Source organism: Providencia sp. Me31A (assembly GCF_050487165.1).
In the GTDB taxonomy this organism is placed as follows: Bacteria; Pseudomonadota; Gammaproteobacteria; order Enterobacterales; family Enterobacteriaceae; genus Providencia.
Genome location: NZ_JBKQGZ010000018.1, coordinates 48,703 through 70,220, shown reverse-complemented (window position 1 = coordinate 70,220; position 21,518 = coordinate 48,703). Strand labels below are relative to the sequence as shown.

The window sequence follows — 21,518 nt, the reverse complement described above, 5'->3', positions numbered from 1 at the left end:
ATATTTATGTGGAGAATAATTATCTGGAACGGCACAACTCTTGACGCTCGACACAACGCACACAGTACTGAACGCCAGGTAACGCGACTCGACGAGCAAGCGGGATATTATCACCGCACTCAACACACACTTTTGCACTCTGTCCCTGATATTGAGCACGTTGACTCAATCTTAGAGACAGCAAAAAATCGCTCTCAGCTTGAGAGACATCAATTTCATCAGCCATTGGAAACCTCTTGAGACGAGACGGTCTATTCCCCTGAAAAATTTATTATTTAGGGGAATAGATCGTTAACAAACGAAGTGCGTTAGGATTATAAATGACTAAGATCATTATCACGTTCTTTTTCTTTTCTTTTATTAACACTTTTATTAACCAATATATTGTATTCTTTGTTTACATAAATTAGATCTATATACTTACCTCCGTTACTTTTTAAGAAGATCATATCGCCATCATTTTCAAAGGTTGTCAACTTTGAGACTACATTATTCTCTTCGCTAATTAGCTTGTACTTTGATTTCAATAACTCATTCAAGTAAGAATACTTAGAATCGTAAAATGTAAAACTTACAACTTTCAATTTCCCTTCATATATAACAACACTTGCTTCAACAACATCTTGTATTGGTACTTTGGAAGGATCAAGTTTATATCCTAAGTCTCCTTTCCTTTCAGTTTCATATAGCTTATTCACATCCTTCAAAGTAGATTGATTAATTGTCAAATTTATAACTTTTGTATCTGAAATGGAATTGAAACTAATGAATAGTGAAAACATGAAAAATATAAAATTAATCACTATTCGGATATTTGTCATACTCATCTTTATTCATTACTCCATTATTAGGCTTACTTTTATCTAAACTTGGATTATTATCATAAATTAACCCTGATTTAATTTTATGAGATTTTTCCTGTTCCATTTTTTCAGTATGATTTTTCAACTCATTCTGATGATTATTTTCTAAAGCTTTCTGCTGCTTCTCGACTTCATTTTTACCTTCGACTATTTTATCTTTAATATTAGCAATATTTTCTTTTGTTGACGTCTCTTTTGATAGTACATTTTGAGCTGTATCATGTTTTATTTCTGCGCCTTCACTCATCACTTTAATCCGTTTATCATTAGATTCATGCTCTGCAACTAAATCACTTGATGAGGGTAGATTTCCACCGGAAGTCGCTGCACCTTTAACTTCGATATTTTCACGATTCTGAGTGTATTCACTCTCCAGTTTTGGTAGTAACCGCTCTTTGACAAACGATTGAGCCAAAGCATCCCTTTCTTTTGCCACACGGATATCACTGGTATTACTGAGTAATTCATCCGCTTGACTTGGGGCTTTTTGCCTGACGTAGCTGGCAAACTCTTGATCTAAATTACTGTCAATCTGTGCACTGTTATTTTGAGCAAAGCTCGCCATATCACTTAACTCCTTACTTTCGGTTAAGCTATTCGAGTATTGCTCATATTGGTTTTTCGCCACATTCAGCGTTGCAACAAACTGATTAATTTCTGAATTCGCCTCATTGTCGTGGCGATTGGTTCCTTCTGATACCTTGCTGTTATTGAGCATATCTAAGCCTTCAGTGAAGTCACGAGTCGTTTGTGAACCGGATTCACTGCGTGCATCTTGATGCCTTGAACCCCGATCTTGTACACTACTTTGCGTACTATCTGTATCTCGAGTATTGCCATCGGTATATGCTTGAGCTCCCCCAATAACCGGAAGAGATATCCCGCCTTCTGCCTTCGCCCCCATGGTTTTAGAGACATCGAAATTCTCACTGACAAGCTTAGCGAAAGCTTCTTCATAGCTGATATTGTCATTTTTCGCGCGAGTTTCAGTGGCATTAATTATTTTCTTAAAGCCGTCAGCTTGATTACCACTTAATCCCGAATCCGTAGTAGTTGACCCAGTTGAGCTATTACCAAATTGCTTAGTAAATTGTGACGCTTGATTCCACGCGGAATTCACCGAACTTTGGAACGCACTCAGCGACTGCGCAGCTTGGGTTTTAGCGAACTTCGCACTTTGTTGTAACGAGCTCACCACAGCCTCACTGCCTTTAATGGATACAGGTAATCTCGACATCGCCCCACTGATATCCATGACTTCTTGGCCACTACTGGTTACGGTACTGCTTGCCCCACTGGCAAGTTGCCGCGTCATCTGACCATCACGGAAGCTGGCATTGGTATCCCATTTATTGCCAGCTACGTTGCCTGATTGCATATTATTAAATGACCAGTTTCCGTCCGCTGCTTGTGAGGAAGTGGCTGTCGCCGAACTGTTGATGGCGGTGCCTAAATAATTCCCCGCTTGTGCGATTGCAGGACCTAGCCCTCTCACTATCGCAACGGCAATAAACGGTATCGATATAGATAGCCAACCGGCAATTAACCCGATATCGCTGTGCATTTGTTGGATGCTGGCTTGATTGGCCAGATTAAAATCCAATCCGCCCGTTTTTCCTCGCAAGTAAAAACTGGTCGCATAATTTAAAATGGCAAACATCGGTGGCCACGATTGCAGGTAAATAATAGACATAATGTAATTGAATAACATTTTGACCGATAATGAGTGAATGACCGCCAGTAAGATAAAAATGGGAAATAGCGCAATCACTAACGACAACAAAATGGTATTCAATATCGGCACAAAGGAAACCGCTACTTGGGATGACGTCGCCCAACTTAATCGCATTTTATTGTATGACGACGTGGAGGCTAAGTTCACTAAACTGGCGGTGTCGCCACTTTGTGCGCTGTAGGCGCTGATGCCATTTTTAAGTGCGTTCATCACCACGGAATTTCGCATCAACTGACTGGCGGTTTCTGACCCTTGGTAATAAAAGTTATAGCTATCGCCCATCATATTACTGTACAACACATTGGCATCAGGACGGCCGCCAAAGATTTGTTTCACCATGTAATTCCAGGTTTTTCCACCCGTTTGTGTATCGATATTGAGTTTTGGCATTAAGACATGTTTTGCTATATCTGCACACGTCCAGAAACCACTTTGTGCAACACCATTAGCGCCAACGGCAGCGGTGTTACCGTAGGGCACAATAATGCCGCGTAACGGGCTTGGTTTTTGGAAAATGAGCGTGTAAGGGTCGCGGCTACTCATCAGCTCTTGGAATGAATATTTATGGTTAATTAAAATATCCCCGATAACACAGTTTTTGGTGTAAAGCCCCATCAATTCCGCCAAATCACCATCAACCATCATTGCATCACTGAGATTTCCGACCAGATTTGCCCCAAACAACATGCCGGTTTTACTGTAGGTTAATGAGTCAGGGGTATGGAATATCGTGTCATACAACTCAGTCAATCCCGTGCCAATAGAGGTAATAAATTTAGCCGGTGCCGCTAACCCTAACGGAACATTATCGACTAAATAGACGCCTGTGGGGTTAGTGCGGTCAATAATTTGGACTGTCCGTTTTGGCACTAATAACACACTCGATATCAATATAATCATCGCGGTAAATTTAATCAGCTCTTTCGGGTCATGGGCTTTCATAAACGATATCAATACCGATACCGCAGAAATCGATAATACAATGCGGAACATAGAGTCCCACGTATCAGAGCCTATCAATGCAGCGACGCCGTTGAACACTTGCATCATGTATTCACCGCCGCCGAGCACATAGACGGTATCTATCACGGCCATATTGCGGCTCCTTTATTTTTGGGTTTCAGGGGTGACGATATTAAAGCGGGTGTTTTGCATAAAACGTTCTTGCAGCTGACTGGAGGTTTGTTGGCGCAAGTAACTCATTTGCCGCTCCAGCTCAATCAAGACATTGGCCTTGGTGTTGACCATTTGCTGCAGGGATTCCAATTGGCGTGAGGCTTCCGCGATATTTTCCCGTAGCGGTTTCACCGCTTCTTCCATGTAATTTCGACTTCCCATTGCGCCTTTTGCTTGGTCAATCAACTCCTGCAGGTACTGAAGTAAAATGTCGTAGGCTATATAATCGGCCAGAGCCGGTAATAAATTGGCTTGGATATTCAGCTGCATCGGGTCAACCAAGTACTTTAAAATTGGGATAGAGGTACTTTGAATAAAGCCTTTTTCTTTGGCACTTAACCCCTCATCACTGCGTAACTTCCCTTGAATACCTTCAATCATGGTTTTCGTCATGGAGATAAGGCCATTTTTACTGGTAATGGTGATTTTTTTACTTTTAAGCTCTAGACAATCCACGGTAGACACACATCCCTCAATGGTCATGGTGCCGCCTTCCATCAAGGTTTTAATGAGTTCTTGCCGATTCACTTTGGGAATGGTGCTTTTAACATTCCCTTTGGCATCAAAGATGAGTGTGCCTGTCAGGTTCATGACCAACTCTTTTAACTCGTTATCACCGGATAAAAACTGACTTTTGGCTAAGATTTCCCACATCAAGTTTTTATTCTGCATGATTTGGTCTTTCATGTTCTCAGGGGCTTTATTAAAAGCATTGTTCATCTGCCCGCCGACCGTACACCCTTGACGTGAAGCCGCCCAATCTTCAAACAAATTGGTCGCACCTCCAATGTCCTGACAGATTTTTTGTGAGGCCACGGTATTGGTGGGCCACAGCCCGCCAATAATGCCTTGGGCGGCCTGACACGATGAGATATTCATACTATTGATATCTGACGCCATTTTTTGCACAAAATCTTTTGCTGATTTCAATTCAGGTACGGTGGTTTGCAACGCCAAATCGAATAAATACCCCGCACCATTGGTCATCATCTGTTTGATAAATTGCTGCAGCTGCTCACTGTTCATATAAGAAAAAGACCCAAGGTACGCATCAATCCCCCCACACCCCGCATTGATGGATGGCGGTGTAAATGAGGCAATTTGCAACTGCTTCACTTGGCTACGCAGGAATAAATTACCGCCTGTGGCATAACCTGCGGCTTGACCTTCCCAAGCGCGGGCATCGGTGGCATTGCCTTCGAAGCCCAACTTATTGAAGAAGTTATTCATATCACTGTTCACATTAGCAACCGCCACGGTTTGGTTGAGTAATGCCGAACACATAACGGCAATGAGTCCTTTACGCATTAGGGCCTCCGGATTGAAGATAAATAGGCCAACACGAAAATAAGGCAGGGTTTATCGCCTTATTCCGGCAAGGAATAGGGTTAATTAAATCATTCATTGTGGGTAAACCTTATTGAGTGCCATCACCCGCAAGCTATTGCGTGTCGGCATTAAATTTAAACGTGAGATTAAAGGGAGATAACGAGCAAAATAGCGTTATTCCATTGAAGAATGAGAACCAAACTCGGTGATGAGTATCTTCTCGATAACCGCAAAATCATGGTTGATTGACGGCCGCCAATAGCGATAATACCCTCGACGATGTCCACAAAGCCGCAGTGAAAAACACAATTGATAGGTATCATTAAATCCGCCATGAATCATCCATCCCCAGTTTAGCTTGGGTAATGGAGATTCCATATCCTCCCGTAAGCATCGTTCAAGCCGCCCTGCGTGTTCAGTTGTCGATATAAACGCGATATAGGGCTTCCGATAGTCAACAGGCCAACCATGCCCTTGGCAGGAAGCATAAGTGCTAAAACCGCATTGATTGAAGGTTTTCACCAACGGCTCAATCAGTGGGTCGATGATGTGATAATCCCGCTTTTTCATTTGGCTAACTTCTTTTTCAGGCGGATTATTTTTAAATGTGCAAAGGTATATTCAACCCAAGAAATGACACTTATTACAAAGTGTCTTATCGCAAGCCCCCAAAAACAAAACGGCACAACATACATAGCCACATTCCACAGTCCTTTTGTTCCTAAATAGTTAGGGTCAGCGTCGAGTTTACTCTCTGGCCAACACGCCATCTCAAAAACCTGACGCATCACAAACCAAAGAACCAAACCGGCTATAACATAACCAATAAACTCAGAGGTGCTCTGGTCGTAGCATTTCGCTTCACGGGATTGATATCTTCTTAATTCACGAATTCTTTTTTGAAGTTTTGCATTTTGCTCACAATTTATTTCATCATGGTTTTCGGTATCGTCTTGATTATCAATCATCATACGACCTCTATTTTAAAAAGTTAAATATAGGCCAGGAGTTAAAGTACCTATCCCCACAGACCTAACACTAAAAAAAGCACTTATTACACATCTTTTTGCGCTTTACGCATTTTCAGTCACCAACTCTCCTTTATTGTGTCGCCAACATTAAGTTACTGTTGATTCGGTTCATCACGTCCTGCATGTCCGTTAGCCCTTGTAGCAGTGGGTATGTTCGCAATGTGTTTACCTCAACTAAAAACACAGAAGGTGTCACAACTTGCATGCCTGCCCCAAAAAAAGTTTGCACCACTTCAGCGGGGGCGGGTATAGCATTGGGAAACGCCATATCGCCTTGACCATCGAGCGTGTACGCAAAAACCTTAAATCCCGTTTGCGCTGACAGTAAGGCTAATTGCGGGTCAAACTGCTGGCAATACGGGCACTTGGCTTGCATAAACAACACCAGGGTATAATCGTTTAAATTGACGACCTTTCCGTTGGGTAATCGGTACGGTTTAACCGTAACTGTATTGATTTTTGAAGGCGGTGTTTCTTCTTCAATCACCGTTTCACGTTCTGAAGGGGCGGTTTTATGGGCTTCAAGTTCTGCAATATCGTCCATCACACTCGCTTGAACTAGATCGCTGAAGAACAACATTATCGCTAACATCATTATTCTCACGATGTTTTCTCCTCATCCTCCGGAAAAACGGTCGGAGCTTTAATGCGCTGCCAAGCTTTAATGACGGCATAGAACATTCCTGCTAAACACGTCGCCGCCCCGAGCGCAAAAATAAACACCATGCCGGTTTCTTGTATCATTTGAAGGGTTTGCTTTGTAGACTCACTTAAAACGTCGTGACGAATATCGATTAAGTAATGGATCAGTCCATAAAAAATCAGTGAGGCAAAAATCAACGTCATGCCAAGGTAAATCAACGTATTTTCAATTAATCGTTCTTTTATCGTGGGTTTTGTCATGTCTTTATCCTTAATAATTAGGCTTAAAATCTGTAGCTACATCTAAAAAGCGGCGTGCTAACGCATCTTGCGTCATAAACCCATACGCAAGCGGTTGGTAATGTTCACTTTTCGGGTCAACTAAGAACAGGGCAGGAAAATGGGTGATACCCATTTTGGCGACCTGCCCCGTATCGGGTCGCGTCTCAGGCAGTGCTTCACTGCGAACCCCATCCACGGATACGGGTATAAGCGCAATATTGTGTGACTGCGCAAATTCCCGAACAACAGTGGCTAACTGGTTATCCAGTGGGTCTTGTCCGCGATAAAAGAAAAACACACCGTATTGTGACGATAACGACTGAATAGCCGCTTTTTCCTTGTCTTGCAGTTGGGATAGTTGCAATGGCACCGTACTGTTGTAGTGACTGTGCTCCAAGTTGTAATCAAGGGTAGGGTCAAGCAATAACCCTTTTTTTACTGACCGCTCAAATTTACCGGACTGCTCCAACCAAAAGCGCTGATACGCCATGTATCGCAGGGCATTTTGTGGCGAGGGCTGCATAATCGCGGTGTCTAAGGCTTCTTCTGTCAACTTTTGCATGACTTTTTTTTGCACCGTCGGTGGTAGCGTCGACAGCGGGATTTGCTCTGGCTCAGGCGGCTCCTCATCTTCTTCGGGTTGTGGCTCGTTGTACCAGTGCCAACCGACGATGGGCTCATCCACATACGTTCGTGTTTCAACCCTTTCCTCATTGTTGGCCAATCCCGCTCCGGGTATCACCAAACTGATGAGCAATATCAAAATCCGTCTTGTCATTCTTGCCCCCCTTGCCCTTGCAGGCCATTGGCAATTTGATTTTTTACGCGGTCAATCAATTCTTGGTCAGCCGGAATATCGGTGCCCGACTCTAAATCGGCATAGAAATCCGCAAAGTTCAGTCGGTCAAAGTTAATGGCTTGCAATTCATCGACAGTGATACCGCGACAGTCACTGTTTTTGGCGCTACCAAAACCAATGCGTAACTGCCCGCCACGTCCTTGCTCTTGCACGATTTTGGCGAGCTTACTGTCAAATACACAGTAGGCTTCTTTCTTCTGAAGACACACCCCGAGGACTTTATTCGAGCAATAGGAACCGACATAAATAGTCAGATTGCGACTTTTGGCTTTACCCAGGGCTTTTTCTTCACTGTCACAGTGCGCCAGCCCCACATCACTCCCCCAACCGCCACTTTTGCAGCAGTTATTAAACCCTGCAGCGGCTTTACGGCAGGTATAACGCTGGCCTGTAAAGGCCCTGACATTCACTTCATTGAGCTCTGCCACATCTTCGCCTGCCGCTGCTACCGCTGCTAACGCCGATACCGCTTTTTGGAAGCTGTTGGCTTTATCATTTTTGATTTGGTCACACTCGCCGCTGGCACAAATCAGCTCAACGCCGCACATTTTCCCGCCTCCGGTCAGCCCTTTTTCACAGGAAAACACCGCTTGCTCACGCAAACACGTACTGCCAACGGATTCAATACAGGTGGTTTTCACAATAGTGCAAGCGGGATTTTTCATGTAGTCACCGCAGCTGCCATTGTCTGCTGACTGCTTGGCGTAATAATCGGTGTACTGCCAACATTCACTGTAAACATCGTATTTTTTACCGCCCACTGTGACGGTTTTCGTGCCCCCTTTTTCAGTACATTGGGTTTCCACCTTCACTTCCTCGGATTTATCAAACGGGCAATGTTCAACCCATTCAATTTTCGGGGTAATGGTTTTCACGGACGACAGCATTTTCAGTTTTATTGTAATTTTCATTTCATTGGGTTTGGTGTTAAGCGTATTCACCAAGTTATCCGTACCGCTTTCAACAAGCGACCAAATATAAGCAAGTCCCATCGTAAAGGTCTGTTTTCCTTCCTTCACTTCAATAGGCGCTGAATAACTAAAAACATTGGGATTACCGATATCACTAAAATTACAACTCCGACTGTGTAATATAGTACCCGCCAATCCTAGGTAATTGGTTTTATTATCAAAAGGAAAAAGTGGCTCATTATACGGTGCACAATTTCGCGACCAACCATAAAACGTCGCGGTGTGAATTTTTCCTTTTTTGTCTAAGTTAAAGTCTCCTGCGATTTCGCCCTTTTTGATTTTTCGAAATTTAATTTGTGTGCTAGGGATAGTAATCTCTTGCATCGCCCAGCCATCCGTTTCCTCCCATGTAATTTTGGCTGTACGCGTACACGCTAAACTGGCTGCAGGGGTTCGTTCACATTGATGTGACGTGATTTCAGTTTTATCCAGCGTCACATCCTGACAAGGCACCGTGATTTGCCCGCTTTCTGACTCCGCCTTTTCTCGCATATCAATGCCCGCTTTTAAGAACGGGGCGTCCAAATCCAACTTATCTGGCGGGCGATTTTTCATCACCTCCATCGTGGTTTGCCCCGCCTCCGTCTCATTCATGGCTTTCATACCGGCATTTTCTAGCCCCGAGGCTGCGCCTGACGTCACCCCACCGTAATAGCCGCTTTCTGACGGATTAGCGGTATAATTAGGTATGATATTGGCGGGGTTGGTGTTTTTTATCGTGTCTGTACCTTTGTTTTTCAGGCCGCTGGCAAATTCCGATCCGGCTTTATAATCATTGGCCGCAAACCCCAGTGACAAAACACTCACGCCCCATAATGCAATCAATAACCGTTTCATTGCGGCTCCTTCGATACTACCCAATCTCGGGCAACCTCATGACAATCGCCACTGCTGGCAATCCGTTCAATGGCGGATATCAAACGAATATTGCCGTATATCACATCAAAGCCGTGATCACAGCGCACCACCAGTGCAGGCACTTGCGTAATGCTGTATTGTGCAAAGGTTTTCGGGTCGATTTGCACGCCCCCTTCACCACTGTCTTTCGTCAGTTCAAACACGGCACTGGCTGTTTTACGAAAGTCATTGTCAATCAGCCCATTAATCAATGTGGGGATACCAAGCTGCGTGGCCTCTGGCACCATCTGTTTGAGTCCCGCTTCGGGAATAGAAAACGACACAAAATAGACAAACGGAGTTTCCTGAGCTGTTTGCGCTTTAGCCGCATCGGCAACTTGTTGCTGCGCTTGCTGCTGCTTGGCTAATAAGCTATCAATCCAGGCTTTATCCTTGGCCGAGATTTCCGGTGGCTTAAAGCCATCCGGCGGCAAGGACTGTTCCCGCAAGGTCGCGCTTTGGTCACGCAGCTGTTCTAAAAACTGTTGGTCATCCGTTAAGGCATAACCAACTGGCGCAAGCACTAGGCTTGCGAATAAAAAGAAAACGGATTTCATGAAAAGGACCTCGTATTAGAGGAAAACGCAGTTACGTTTACGCCAGATGAGATAACCGAAGTTTTTACGACTGTTGGGTGAAGCATGCCCGGTTTGCCAGCGCATCACGGAACGACCAAAGGGATGACACTGGGCCGTATCGGGGTACATGTTTACCATTTGATAGCGATAACGGTCTTTCGGGATAATCGGGGACGGATAGGTGTAACACACCTCCTGATTTTTCCCGACGCTGTTCATCACCAACCCTTGCCGATGCAACTTAAATGCCATGCGCTCAGAAAGAAGAACCGAGGAAGCCTGCGGACTAAATTCATTGCCCGTATACCCCGTAAACGGATACATACTGCCTTGAGAACCCGCACACCAAAAGAGCGCATTTAAAGGCTTGCTGCCAATACTGGCAATCGCATCTGCGGCGCATGCTCCTTGCGCAATTGGATTGGCAAACACGAAAGCTTCAGGGGCAATAATCGACGACAAAGAGCTGTCATTCCACAGTGGGTCTAACTCGGATAAATAGGCGATATCCATATCCCCACGCTCTAAACAGCCTGCCGAGGTAATGATATTGAGCCAATAGGTCAGTGGGTATTTGTACCAATGCACATGGTAAAACGCCCCTTGGGTTGCAGGGTCATTTTGCGTGCCTTTGCCCCCGCCCATCTTACCAACGTTGATGTTAAAGCCGCCTAAATTCACCATGCAATACGGTGAACGGGTCACATCGGTCAAAGCAAAGGGCTCCCAATAACCAATCGCTAAACCAATGCGGTATAAAATCCCCATCGGGCAAATTTGTATCGGCATCGACGGGTTTTCTGTATCCGGTGCCACACCAGGGAAAACAGGCACATTACCAATGGTCATCGGAAACAGGCAATCCCAACAAATATCGGTGATCGGATTAACAAAATTCCCTTCACACATCACATCGGCTTTCGCTGGCGTTGCTACTGTTACACACCCCAGTACACAGGCACTCAATAACCAACGGGTAAATTTTCTCATCGCCCCTCCTGCATTGCCGCTGAGACGATTTTGAGTTTGTCGCCCTCTTGCGTCACCACCGCCGGAATGTACTGAAGCCCGAGCTGACGACTTAAACTGCCCCCTTGGTCAAAGAACACGCGCGTATTCAGTGCCTCTGTGGCCTCTTTGATATTGCCGTTGGTTAAAATAACTTTATAACGCAAAGTTGCGGGCTGCTGTGCGTTCATCCACGCGATTTGGCGCGGATCATCCGCATCTAAAAAGTACAGGATTTGCCCCAGTGCCACGTGACTCAATGGGTTTATTTTGTCGCCTTGGCGGGCAAACACCACGCCATTGTGATCGGCATAATCCCCTTGAACCGTAAAGGTCGGGTCGTACCACACTGTATGTGCTTCGGTATCCGTACTGAGCCAATCCACAGGCGGTGGACGCAGGGTGTTTTCAATCACGCGATCTTTAAAATCTTGTTGCATCTGCGCGATTTCGCCCGTCCCTTCCATTTGTTTTAACCGCCCTTGGATAAAGTCCAATAGGCTTTGCTCTTGAACGGGGTAGACATCCCCCCATACCCCGAGATCTTTGGCGGTAACAAGACAAGGTAAACAAAACAATACTGCCATTGTAGACTGCCGCATTCGCTTCATTTACCCTCCTTATTGCGCCATTTTGTCCGCAATCGCAGCTTGAATATCGACCGTGATATCTTCCGCCCCCATCACCACCGCAGGTGTGACTAAAATCAGGGCCTGATGTGACTGTTGGTACTCGGATAAACTGTCACTGAGCGCCATTTGAAAACGGTGAGTCGCTTCTGCGATTTGCTGTTCGCTCAATGGGTTTTCGCTGTTAAACTGCATGGCCATTTGCTGCTGATACTGGTTGACCGTGCCTGTCATGTCGAAAGTGACGGTAACGGGGGCAAGCCAACGCACCACAAATACCGAAATACTGAAACTCAGCACCACCGCAATGACCATAAAAAAACTCATGGCTTTTAAGCACTCTTTGCGACGACGGCTCATGCCTTGAGCAGGCGTTTTTACTACCTTGTCGACTAATGTCGTGTTTGACTCTGCCATTGGGATAAGGTCTCCATTTCTTGTGGGAATTTGCGTTGAGCCAGTGCCAATAACGCCGCTTGTTGTGACAGTCCTTCCGCCATGCGGTTTTCACGAAATTGGAAGTCATCCCCATCGGTTGAGTACAATGCCCGGCTAATCGGGTCAGTCAGCAACCGATGGAACGAGGAGCGTCCTGCTATCCGCAGCATAAAGGCACTAAAATGTGCATCCCCTGCGGCAGGGAACCCTTCAATAATGGTGCGTTCAACAGGGTTGAACTGGTCGGGGTTTTTCTGGTTGTATTTACGGAATGTTTCCGTACCTTGGCGCAAGATAATTTTGAATGAGGAGTTACTCCACGCGGCTTTCGCGGCGGTACTGGCATCATCACCATCGAAATCGGCAATCCCTTGTGAGATGGTAATGTAAGAGCCGCCGTATTTACGGGCAGTTCGATAACCGCTTTCAATAAAGTCGGCAACAAAGCTGCTCTTGTTATCTAGCAGTTTCCAACCTTCATCAATTACCGCGAGTTTTTTGATACTGCGCGCCGTTAAATACATCCGTTGTTGGATGAAGATCATCATGGAGAACATCACAGCGGCTAACAGGTCGGGTTTATTTTGCAGCCCACCCATTTCAAGTACGGTAAAGCGCACTTGCTCATTCAGTGCCGGCTTGTCACTGTTAAAATACGCCCCGTACAGCCCTTTGGTGGTGTATTTTTTCAATGCCACAATGATTTCTTGCATCTTATTTTGGACCGTACTTTGGGGATCAAAGTAGCCCATATCAACTTCGGCTTTAAGGTAATCGTGAACATCATCAATCAGGACTTGATTGCCTTTACGCTTGCTTGGTGCTTTCCCTTCCCATACGTCTTGAACGGCATTGAGTAGGATAGATTTAGACACATCATCCATATCACCCGAAGGGTTCGCCAACACGATGAGCAGGTCACGAATACTTTCTGCAGCCTCTTTAATGTCCACGACCCCCGCGAACGGATTAAACTTAAGGTCACGGGCATCAACATAAACACCCCCGAGGCTGTGACACAGTTCTTTATAGGAATCCCCCATATCCAGCACATACGCCCAACCGCCTGAATCAAGCACTTGACGGATCAGCGCTTGCATGAGAAACGATTTACCACTGCCTGACGTCCCACACACGGCGGCATTAAAGTTGTCGTTACCGAGACCAGAACCCCGCTCAAAAATGTCGAGAAAGGAGAGTTGATGCCGATACGACGGGATAGGTAAGCCTTTTTGACAAATTCGATTATCAGCCACCACAGGCAATAAGTTGGCGACATTAAAGGTTTTGGCTCTCAGCGTGCCGCCAGAACGTACCATGTCACCCCACAACCCTTCTTGCATCACAAAAGGGAACAGCGCCAAGTAGTTGCGTAATTGCATAAAGGTCGGTGGACACAGCTTCAAATAATTGGTGGTGTAGGTATTCATCAACGCCATTTCTGCTTTTAACGCTTTATCATCATCGTCTTCGCAAAATAAAGTGATACCGTAACTGAAACGTGCGAGGGCAATTTGATTGGTATCCAGCCCACTCTGTAGCCCCTTCCACTCATCAGCTTTACGCTTGACCCCAGGCACCCAATTGATGTACTTAGAGTTAGCCCGACTGTTATTGGTAATAAATTTTCTCTTGGCCTCATTTTGGGTTTTCACCAAATCTTCAACATACACGGTCATGGTAATGGCGAATGGGCAGGACACACTGGACGCAGGATCAAGCAAATTACTCAAGTTATCGCCCGTTTGCCACAAAGCAAACTGTGTCGGGTTTTTCTCCAACATATAATTCATGATACGGGTTTGGCTTTTTTGCCCTTTTTCCATCGATAACGACTGATGAATGGCATCAGGCCGAATTTCAAGGGTCAAAGAGCGGTCAGCACATTGATCATTGAGTGACTCATACGGATCAACTTTGCTGCTTGGCAATGCAATCTGGTCATGCCGAAAGTTGCTGATTTCACGTACCAGTTGAAGTAATCCTTTATCGTTCATTTGCTCACAATGTAGGGATGCGCCAGCCAAGGACTCCATGACGATACTGAGGGTTTGATTCACTTTTTGTAATGTCAGGGCATCGGCTTTTTTATGCTCTTCCGCATAACACACAAACAAACGGTAATTGCGTAACGATAACGGAAGATTGAGCTTGTTATCTAACCCCACCAAGGCACCGCGCTCGTAAAACGCACGAGTGATATGGTTAAACTTCTCCGCTTCTTCACCTTGCCACCCAAAGTCTTTTAGCCCATAGCTTAGCTGCTCGCTGATACACTTACTCCCCAATAACATGAACGTTAAGGGTATTTTGCGTGGGAGTTTATTACGCAAAAAATAATCCAGTGCATCGACAATTTTGTCATTGGCCCCCACTAAGGGCGTGCACTCTAACGCAAAACCAATGGTGGTTTTATTGATAAACAGACCGGATTTTGCATCATAATTACGATACGGTAAGAGGCTGCAAAAGGAGGGGTAATCCATGTTCTCCAAGGCCTCAGCCGCCCGTTTATTTCCATCCGGCTCTCGCCATGCGGTAAATAAGTTCTTGAATAACGCTTCTTGCAACGATACCGGTTCTGACTCGTCATCAAACACAATGTCTTTTGACTTGGGGAGAAACGGGGCAAGCAGCTTATCGATTAAGGACGGTTTTTCATTCATGTTACTGGACTCTCCACTGACCATCTTTCACCACAAAAGAGACAACCGCAGGCTGATACAGGTTATCTTGTTCATCTATCCACGGGGCTATCCATAAGCGAGCCGTCGTGGTCGGTAATCGTTGAGGCGGTGCCATGCCAATATCTCCCCAACTCGACCAGGTTTGTGCCGTGTGTTGAATGGGGGGAAGTGCATTGGATGGCACGGATTTTTTAACCGATGCCGGTGAGGGCTTAAATGCGCCTAACGTCCTCACGCTTTGTGAGGAAACGCGATTATCCTGCATCACAGTACGAACAGACTGAGCCGGAGATGCGGTTGTCACAACCGGTACTGTCAGGGTTGCCAACGGCGCTAACCGCGGCAACTCAACTCGCTTTTTGGATGTGTCCTCCCCATTAGCAGGATGGTTCCACGTGATATTTTGCTGTGCTGCCTTTTGATTGGCTTCTTCCATCGTCATGCAGCTATCTTGCGCGGTGGCATTACAATCAAAGGAATCTTTCATGCCCGCTGTACAACCGGCGAGCAAGGTTAATGCGCCTAGAATTAGGAATTTTTTCATAAAATGAACCTTATAAATGAATGACAAAAAGAAGTGTTTTGTGGAGAAATAACGATGAATTTGTGTCGCCGCTTATTCAGTGACGAAAAAAATATTTTTATTCATAACCATTTAATTAAATACGGTTAATTAACGGATAATCATGTACTTTTTGAGACAAGTGAGTTTCTAGGAATTTGAATTTAAACGAAAGACGTTACTTGATGATTTTATACCAAAGCCTAAACCCGTGAAATTTAACACCACCAAGGCTTCCAATAGCTATTTGGATTTTATTTTCTCAAATAATAATTTGATTAAAAAACACAAGTTAAGCAGCACTGACACAATAAGTATGAACAATATTACTTCGCCGTAATCTGATACAAAATCAGAAAGATGATAGATATCAGAAGGTCCTCTACACCCTAAACAGTGAGCCATTAGTAATCTCCAATTTAATTAAGCACAATTATTAAGTGCTTTTATTTAAATTAATCCGTATAGAACAATTATCAATTGCAGCTCTCGCCGCATTAAAGTACGTCCTTTCTGCCTTAATCTCCCTATCCGCCCACATTAAATAATATATTTCATCAATCACCATTGATTTTTCTCTTTGCAGCAACAGTGAATGAAGCAAGATAGTAATTATGGGTATTATTAATATTTGGCATTAAATGACTTAAACAAATAAAACTCAATTCTTTAGACTTTATTTTCATTTCTTAAACTCTCTTGGTAAACTTTAATTGCATAATCGTAATCTACTTTAGAAACTTCGATTTGATTTTTTTCATTACCTAAATAATAGATAACCTCTCCATTTCTTTCTATTGATTTGAAAATTTCAAGCTTAGAATACCGCTCACCATTTGGAATGTGTTTTTCAATATCCTCACGTTTCCCCGAGTAAATTAACCAAGAAAAAAGAATAACTAAAAAAATCACCATATATAAAGGCAACCACCATAATTTTATTTCCATGTTAACCTTACCTTTTATTTAATTTTAAAACACAATTTATATTATGTTCGTTTTTACTTATTGATTTTTAGCTTTAATTTTTTTGATTAATGAAATTAGTTTTGCTTTTTCCGCATAAGCCCAATATCCCGTCACAGGGTCAAAAACAACAAAATCAGACTCAACAAAGCGCAATCGATAATAAATAGTTTTTTTCAATTCATACTCACACTTCAAACTGGCATTTTCTTCTTTTATTTCTTTATTTCTCGCCCCCGAAAAGTAAATGCCATACACCGCAGTGCAAGCTATACCAAGAACAATCAGTGTAATACTGATAATCATTTGGTATTTTTCTATATTTATTACGGGCATAACCATAAATAGCAACATGATAAAAAACATGGGAATTGCCAATACATTATAGTCAGCAGGCCTAAGCTTTGGTGCCTTTTCCAGTACATCTAAGTTTCTGGCTAGTTCAGACCGTGATACTGATTGTCCCGCCGCACCGCCAACAACTAGACCGCCGCTTCCGACACCGACACCCGCACCATTCCAGTCATTATTGTGTGTCCCATTAGCCACGATACTTGCTAACGAAACGCCATCTGTCGGTAAATACGTTCGTTTCATGATATCTCCTTGCATGTCCTATTTTTTACTGTCCGTAAATTGGTAGTGCTTGGGTTTAGCTTTGTATTCGTCATACGTTTCTTTTTCTACCGCAATCCACTCCTTCAAATAAACAGGGAAGTTATCCGGATTTTCAGCTGTTTCTTTCTTTAAATGGTCGTATGCTTCAGGGTTATTTGGCTTATATTGGCTGAGGAGTTTATCTAAACGTTCATGTTTAATCGGAAACTTGCTTGCCAAATTAAACTTAACGCACATAATGGCAGTGATAACAAACGCAAGCAAAATCCCGGAAACATAGATTGGTAGGTTTAAATCATTAATTAACAGAGAGCCTATCCAATTTAAAATATAAATCATAACAACAACGATAAATAGATAGGTCAAAATAAGTGTTCTAGCTTGCCTTTGATTAAACACGTGATCAGGAATATTGTTTACCATCATAATATAATTAAATAATTTTTTATTTTTCACGTTGACTTTCCTTATAAGCCTTGATCGCCTCTTGATATTCATCCACTGACACATTTTCAATCACATCACCACACTTGAGCTTATTGGTGTTTGGCTGAAATAGCCCATTATTAATATTGGTTTCAATCAGCTGACATTGCGTTGCGTAATACTTTCCTTTACTCACATCTTCAGCTTTATCAAAGTAAGTTGAGTAACACAATCCAGCAATACAGAGAATAATGACGGTTAGCACCGCCGCCTTATCAAACGCTCTATCGATAAATGCACCTATAAGGGAAAGTGTCAAAGCAAGCATGATAAACATAATAACAACCGAGGTCAGTATTGACATTGAGATCCTCCACTCCAGGTTATTTGATGGTTTCAAAGCTACGATTATCGACAACTTTGGGAACGTCTCTATTGAGGATTTTAAGGAGCAACACCGAACGTGCTTCACCATCGGGTTCGTTATAAATTGCTTGAATACCCGCAAAAATACCGTCCGTAATGACAACTTCATCCCCTTTTTGCGGCAGGTTATCACTCATTTCTTTCACGAAGTCAGGTACAACCAGTGTCGCAATCACTTCATTCGGCACTACCACAGGGTTCTGGCCAAAGCGCACAAAGTAGTTCACTCCGCGTGTTGAACCAATTGTTGAAAAGTGGATAACTTCATAATCAAACTTCACAAATAAATAATTGGGAAATAACGGCTCCATCACTTTCTTGCGTCGGTTTCTCACCATTTTTTCCGTTTTGTAGGTCGGGTTATGCACAGTTACCCCTTGACGCTCAAGGTGCTCAATCGCACGTAAAACCTGGTCACGTTTACAATATAATAAATACCACTTTTCCATGATGACTCACTTTAGTTGATGGTCAGCACTCAGGATTTGTACAACCCAAACACTTAACCCGATATAAATGGCTAAAAAGATGACCGAGTCCCAACTCACATGATGGGAAACAAATAACGCGGCCGGAGAAATCGTAATGAGCGTCATAAGTAACGTACTCAAACGCATCCGCTTTTTTAGCTGACGAATTCGGTTTTGCATTGGGCTGTACCTGAATGATGACAATGAAAATTAAGAATAAATAATGAAAGGACGTCTATTACTGCGGGCTATTCTCAACGGGGACGGCATCCCCTAAAGAAATCCGCTCTAATGCTTGTTTTGAAACGGTGATACCTTGGTTAATGGAGTTTTCCAGCGACTGACTCTCTTGCTTTTGCGATTTGGCTTTCTTCATTTGTTCAATAAACTTCAGCTGAAAACCTTCTTGGAAAACCACAGTAATTTCAATGCCCGCACCGATTGGGATAACTGGATGGTATTGCTCAGCGCGTTTAATGAAATATTCCGATAACATTTTTCCGGATTGCTGCACCCCACCGCCAACACCACCGCGCGCCACATCCGCCATCGTGGTTGTACTGCTGGCTCCAATCCCCACTGTTTTATCACCCACTTTTGAAAAACCAGAACCGACCGCTTCAAGAAATCCACCGCCAAAGGCATAGCCGACTAACTCACCATTTCGGATGACCGGTTCACCTTTAATACCATTTTTCCCCATAAAAGAGACGTGGCCTTTAAAGGGCATATCAATGGTATGATCAAACAGTTTGCAAGACAGTCGGTCGGTACGCACTAATCCGCGTTCACTGGAAATATCGCCATACACCCCAGCGGTAACGGCACAACCACTTAAATCATATTCTTCATTATTCGGCATAATCAGCTTGCCTGTTAACCGAAATTGCATCGGAGAGGGATTACTGTTTCCCGTCACTGAAGCATTGGCATCAGCCCCTTCAATCACCATCGCTTTAGCAAAACTGCCTGACGGGATGTAGGGCAAATCCGGTAAATCGGTGTTTTCCTGTTCATCCTCATACTCAATCGTCATCGAGGATAAACCTTGTTTTAGTACGGGATTCACATTGATTTGCGGTTGCCCGACAGGATATTGTCCCCCTTGATAAAATGCCGTTGGCGGCGGAATGATTGGCTGACTAGCTTGTGCATTCGGTGTGGGTAGTGTTCCTACGGGCAGTTGCTGTGGTTGAGGCAAACCGTTATTGCTATCACCGTGTATGAAATCGTTTCCCATTTTCGTGAGTTCTTCACCTAAGGTAGCTAATTCTTTATCCTGCTCAGCAATTTTATCGCGATACGCACGATTTTCTTGTTCCAGCTTCGCAATACGCGCGTTCACTTGCTTCATTTGCTTATCCATTTGAGACGCCGTGGATTGCAAATCTGCCATCGCTGATTTTCCCACATTCTTATCAAATGAGGATGTCACTACGCCTGTCATGTTGGGAGCGGGTCGTGATTGCTTTGTGGCCGCTTTTGGCTTCGCGGGTAAACTCATGTACCAAGCTGCTGTGCCAAGCCCCGTTAATCCCAAGGCCAATAACACAAACAACGCCGTTTGTTTTCGCTTTGCGCGAACATTAATATTTACCATTTTCAACCTCATTACTGACGGTTAACCAGACCGTTGCCGTGGCACCTGCCAACACGGTATCGCTATACGGATAAATAACGACAGAGCGCACCGCGTGTTGATTGAATAATCGCTCACTTAGCGGTTGTGAGACGGCACTGGTGTTCATCACATCCAGTTGGTAGACCCGCAACTCTCCACCATTCCACATTTTGTTTGCCGTCACACGATAGGCTGACGGTAATGCGAATGACGGTAAAGCCGTCACGGGTGCGGGAATAAACCCATTTGGTGTTTGTTGGTTCAGTAACGCTTTGTGAATTTCAACTAAGACACGTGGATACGGTAAAGCGCGCTCCCAACGTTTAGCGACGGCACTTTGTGCCGGTTGATTGGAAATAAACTGCAACACGCGACCATCACGCTTTTGCGGAACAGCCACAACAGATACCGTTAAGCCCCCTGCTGTTCTGACGTAAAAGGTAAAGGGTTTGGTTTGTGCGGTCATCAATACCACGCCTCCATTCGCAACACCCGTTGCCCCTTTTTGATTGCCATTGATAAACATGCCTTGAGCACTGTCGATGGCCACAATTCTGTCACCTGGCACAACCAACATATTCGGTTCACTGTTACTCAGCCCCACTTTCACTTGTGAGTCCGGAGATACCGGAATTTGGGTTGGCAACTGCGCCATTGGCTCAGCACGTACTGTCGAGACAAAACCACAAAATGCGAGCGCTAAACAGAGAAGCTTTATCGGATTACTTTTTTTCTTCATCAATAATGTCCTCAAAGCTGATCACTTCACTAATTCCATTGGCATACTTCATATGCAGCCGCAATTTTTTATGTTCAGGTAACGATTCACGCTTACCTATCCACGTTTTCAGGTCACCTTGAATATCAATAATGCCGTCTGCGGGATAGACTTCCATTTTGGTCATATAAAATGCCGAGGTGACGTTGTTATTGATGATTTCTTTGGCTTCGACCGCCAACACATCTTGCATTTCTGGACGCGCCTCTTTGGCCACATACCGTAATAAGGATTGATGGTTTGCTTTGACCGATTCGGGACTGATGTTATAGCGTAGAAAAAGTAACGACTGCGCGACGGACTCAAGGTAGTTCGCATCCGCATGGGAGCGCGTTAAGGTAAATGGGGTATCAAAAAACATCGGGATATACGTTTCTTGTCGGCTATTGAGTAAATCATCTAATCTCAGCCACGCGAAAATATTACCAGTCAAACTGAGTCCTAACATAAAGGTCAGTGTAATAAACAGTAACGAGGTGTATTTCGTGGCGGATTTAGCTGCGCTCAGTTTCATGGCAGCCTCCTT

Annotated in this window: 25 protein-coding genes; all 25 read right to left on the bottom strand. The window is 44.1% G+C overall.

What is annotated here, in order from left to right; translation table 11 throughout:
* Positions 1-19: 19 nt before the first annotated feature.
* Positions 20-226, bottom strand: a complete 207-nt coding sequence (locus ACLPIE_RS15550) for a TraR/DksA C4-type zinc finger protein (RefSeq protein WP_283126754.1) — start codon at positions 224-226, stop codon at positions 20-22.
* A gap of 88 nt (positions 227-314) precedes the next feature.
* A complete protein-coding gene (locus ACLPIE_RS15545; RefSeq protein ID WP_283126753.1) occupies positions 315-728 on the bottom strand; it encodes a hypothetical protein in 414 nt (137 codons plus the stop codon).
* A gap of 67 nt (positions 729-795) precedes the next feature.
* Positions 796-3,693: a conjugal transfer mating-pair stabilization protein TraG gene (gene traG, locus ACLPIE_RS15540; RefSeq protein ID WP_283126752.1), complete on the bottom strand. Its 2,898-nt coding sequence runs from the start codon at positions 3,691-3,693 to the stop codon at positions 796-798.
* Positions 3,694-3,705: 12 nt separating this feature from the next.
* Positions 3,706-5,082, bottom strand: a complete 1,377-nt coding sequence (traH, locus tag ACLPIE_RS15535; RefSeq protein WP_283126751.1) for a conjugal transfer pilus assembly protein TraH — start codon at positions 5,080-5,082, stop codon at positions 3,706-3,708.
* A gap of 195 nt (positions 5,083-5,277) precedes the next feature.
* Entirely contained in the window at positions 5,278-5,673 is a 396-nt protein-coding gene (locus tag ACLPIE_RS15530; RefSeq protein ID WP_335674323.1) for a hypothetical protein, read from the bottom strand.
* Positions 5,670-6,074 (bottom strand): hypothetical protein, encoded by a 405-nt coding sequence (locus ACLPIE_RS15525; protein ID WP_335674322.1) that lies wholly within the window; start codon positions 6,072-6,074, stop codon positions 5,670-5,672. Before ACLPIE_RS15525 ends, ACLPIE_RS15530 begins: the two co-directional genes overlap by 4 nt.
* Positions 6,075-6,204: 130 nt before the next feature.
* Complete coding sequence (gene trbB / locus ACLPIE_RS15520; RefSeq protein ID WP_283126758.1) at positions 6,205-6,729, bottom strand: type-F conjugative transfer system pilin assembly thiol-disulfide isomerase TrbB; 525 nt, start codon at positions 6,727-6,729, stop codon at positions 6,205-6,207.
* Positions 6,730-6,734: 5 nt separating this feature from the next.
* Positions 6,735-7,037: a hypothetical protein gene (locus tag ACLPIE_RS15515; RefSeq protein ID WP_335674321.1), complete on the bottom strand. Its 303-nt coding sequence runs from the start codon at positions 7,035-7,037 to the stop codon at positions 6,735-6,737.
* A gap of 10 nt (positions 7,038-7,047) precedes the next feature.
* A complete protein-coding gene (traF, locus tag ACLPIE_RS15510) occupies positions 7,048-7,836 on the bottom strand; it encodes a type-F conjugative transfer system pilin assembly protein TraF (protein ID WP_283126747.1) in 789 nt (262 codons plus the stop codon).
* Positions 7,833-9,725: a conjugal transfer protein TraN gene (locus ACLPIE_RS15505; protein ID WP_430262628.1), complete on the bottom strand. Its 1,893-nt coding sequence runs from the start codon at positions 9,723-9,725 to the stop codon at positions 7,833-7,835. Before ACLPIE_RS15505 ends, traF begins: the two co-directional genes overlap by 4 nt.
* A complete protein-coding gene (gene trbC / locus ACLPIE_RS15500) occupies positions 9,722-10,342 on the bottom strand; it encodes a type-F conjugative transfer system pilin assembly protein TrbC (RefSeq protein WP_335674319.1) in 621 nt (206 codons plus the stop codon). Before trbC ends, ACLPIE_RS15505 begins: the two co-directional genes overlap by 4 nt.
* A gap of 15 nt (positions 10,343-10,357) precedes the next feature.
* Positions 10,358-11,353: a conjugal transfer pilus assembly protein TraU gene (traU, locus tag ACLPIE_RS15495; RefSeq protein WP_283126745.1), complete on the bottom strand. Its 996-nt coding sequence runs from the start codon at positions 11,351-11,353 to the stop codon at positions 10,358-10,360.
* Entirely contained in the window at positions 11,350-11,973 is a 624-nt protein-coding gene (gene traW, locus ACLPIE_RS15490) for a type-F conjugative transfer system protein TraW (RefSeq protein ID WP_335674328.1), read from the bottom strand. The genes traU and traW overlap by 4 nt, the downstream gene beginning before the upstream one ends.
* Positions 11,974-11,991: 18 nt before the next feature.
* Positions 11,992-12,417 carry a type-F conjugative transfer system protein TrbI gene (gene trbI, locus ACLPIE_RS15485; protein WP_283126744.1) on the bottom strand — a complete coding sequence of 142 codons (426 nt, stop codon included), beginning with the start codon at positions 12,415-12,417 and terminating at the stop codon, positions 11,992-11,994.
* Positions 12,393-15,104 (bottom strand): type IV secretion system protein TraC, encoded by a 2,712-nt coding sequence (gene traC, locus ACLPIE_RS15480; protein WP_430262627.1) that lies wholly within the window; start codon positions 15,102-15,104, stop codon positions 12,393-12,395. Before traC ends, trbI begins: the two co-directional genes overlap by 25 nt.
* Before the next feature lies 1 nt (position 15,105).
* Complete coding sequence (gene traV / locus ACLPIE_RS15475) at positions 15,106-15,669, bottom strand: type IV conjugative transfer system lipoprotein TraV (protein WP_283126742.1); 564 nt, start codon at positions 15,667-15,669, stop codon at positions 15,106-15,108.
* 687 nt (positions 15,670-16,356) lie between these two features.
* Complete coding sequence (locus ACLPIE_RS15470) at positions 16,357-16,635, bottom strand: hypothetical protein (RefSeq protein ID WP_283126741.1); 279 nt, start codon at positions 16,633-16,635, stop codon at positions 16,357-16,359.
* A gap of 57 nt (positions 16,636-16,692) precedes the next feature.
* Positions 16,693-17,250 carry a hypothetical protein gene (locus ACLPIE_RS15465; protein ID WP_283126740.1) on the bottom strand — a complete coding sequence of 186 codons (558 nt, stop codon included), beginning with the start codon at positions 17,248-17,250 and terminating at the stop codon, positions 16,693-16,695.
* An 18-nt stretch (positions 17,251-17,268) separates the two neighbouring features.
* On the bottom strand, positions 17,269-17,727 hold the full coding sequence (locus ACLPIE_RS15460) for a hypothetical protein (protein WP_283126739.1): 459 nt from the start codon (positions 17,725-17,727) through the stop codon (positions 17,269-17,271).
* On the bottom strand, positions 17,717-18,061 hold the full coding sequence (locus tag ACLPIE_RS15455; RefSeq protein WP_283126738.1) for a hypothetical protein: 345 nt from the start codon (positions 18,059-18,061) through the stop codon (positions 17,717-17,719). The genes ACLPIE_RS15460 and ACLPIE_RS15455 overlap by 11 nt, the downstream gene beginning before the upstream one ends.
* A 19-nt stretch (positions 18,062-18,080) precedes the next feature.
* Positions 18,081-18,572: a transcription/translation regulatory transformer protein RfaH gene (rfaH, locus tag ACLPIE_RS15450; protein WP_152716364.1), complete on the bottom strand. Its 492-nt coding sequence runs from the start codon at positions 18,570-18,572 to the stop codon at positions 18,081-18,083.
* A 6-nt stretch (positions 18,573-18,578) separates the two neighbouring features.
* On the bottom strand, positions 18,579-18,773 hold the full coding sequence (locus ACLPIE_RS15445; protein ID WP_430262625.1) for a hypothetical protein: 195 nt from the start codon (positions 18,771-18,773) through the stop codon (positions 18,579-18,581).
* A gap of 58 nt (positions 18,774-18,831) precedes the next feature.
* Positions 18,832-20,193, bottom strand: a complete 1,362-nt coding sequence (locus ACLPIE_RS15440) for a TrbI/VirB10 family protein (RefSeq protein ID WP_283126737.1) — start codon at positions 20,191-20,193, stop codon at positions 18,832-18,834.
* A complete protein-coding gene (locus tag ACLPIE_RS15435) occupies positions 20,180-20,953 on the bottom strand; it encodes a TraK domain-containing protein (protein ID WP_267751279.1) in 774 nt (257 codons plus the stop codon). Before ACLPIE_RS15435 ends, ACLPIE_RS15440 begins: the two co-directional genes overlap by 14 nt.
* Complete coding sequence (gene traE, locus ACLPIE_RS15430) at positions 20,937-21,506, bottom strand: type IV conjugative transfer system protein TraE (protein WP_038601410.1); 570 nt, start codon at positions 21,504-21,506, stop codon at positions 20,937-20,939. The genes ACLPIE_RS15435 and traE overlap by 17 nt, the downstream gene beginning before the upstream one ends.
* Positions 21,507-21,518: the final 12 nt, after the last annotated feature.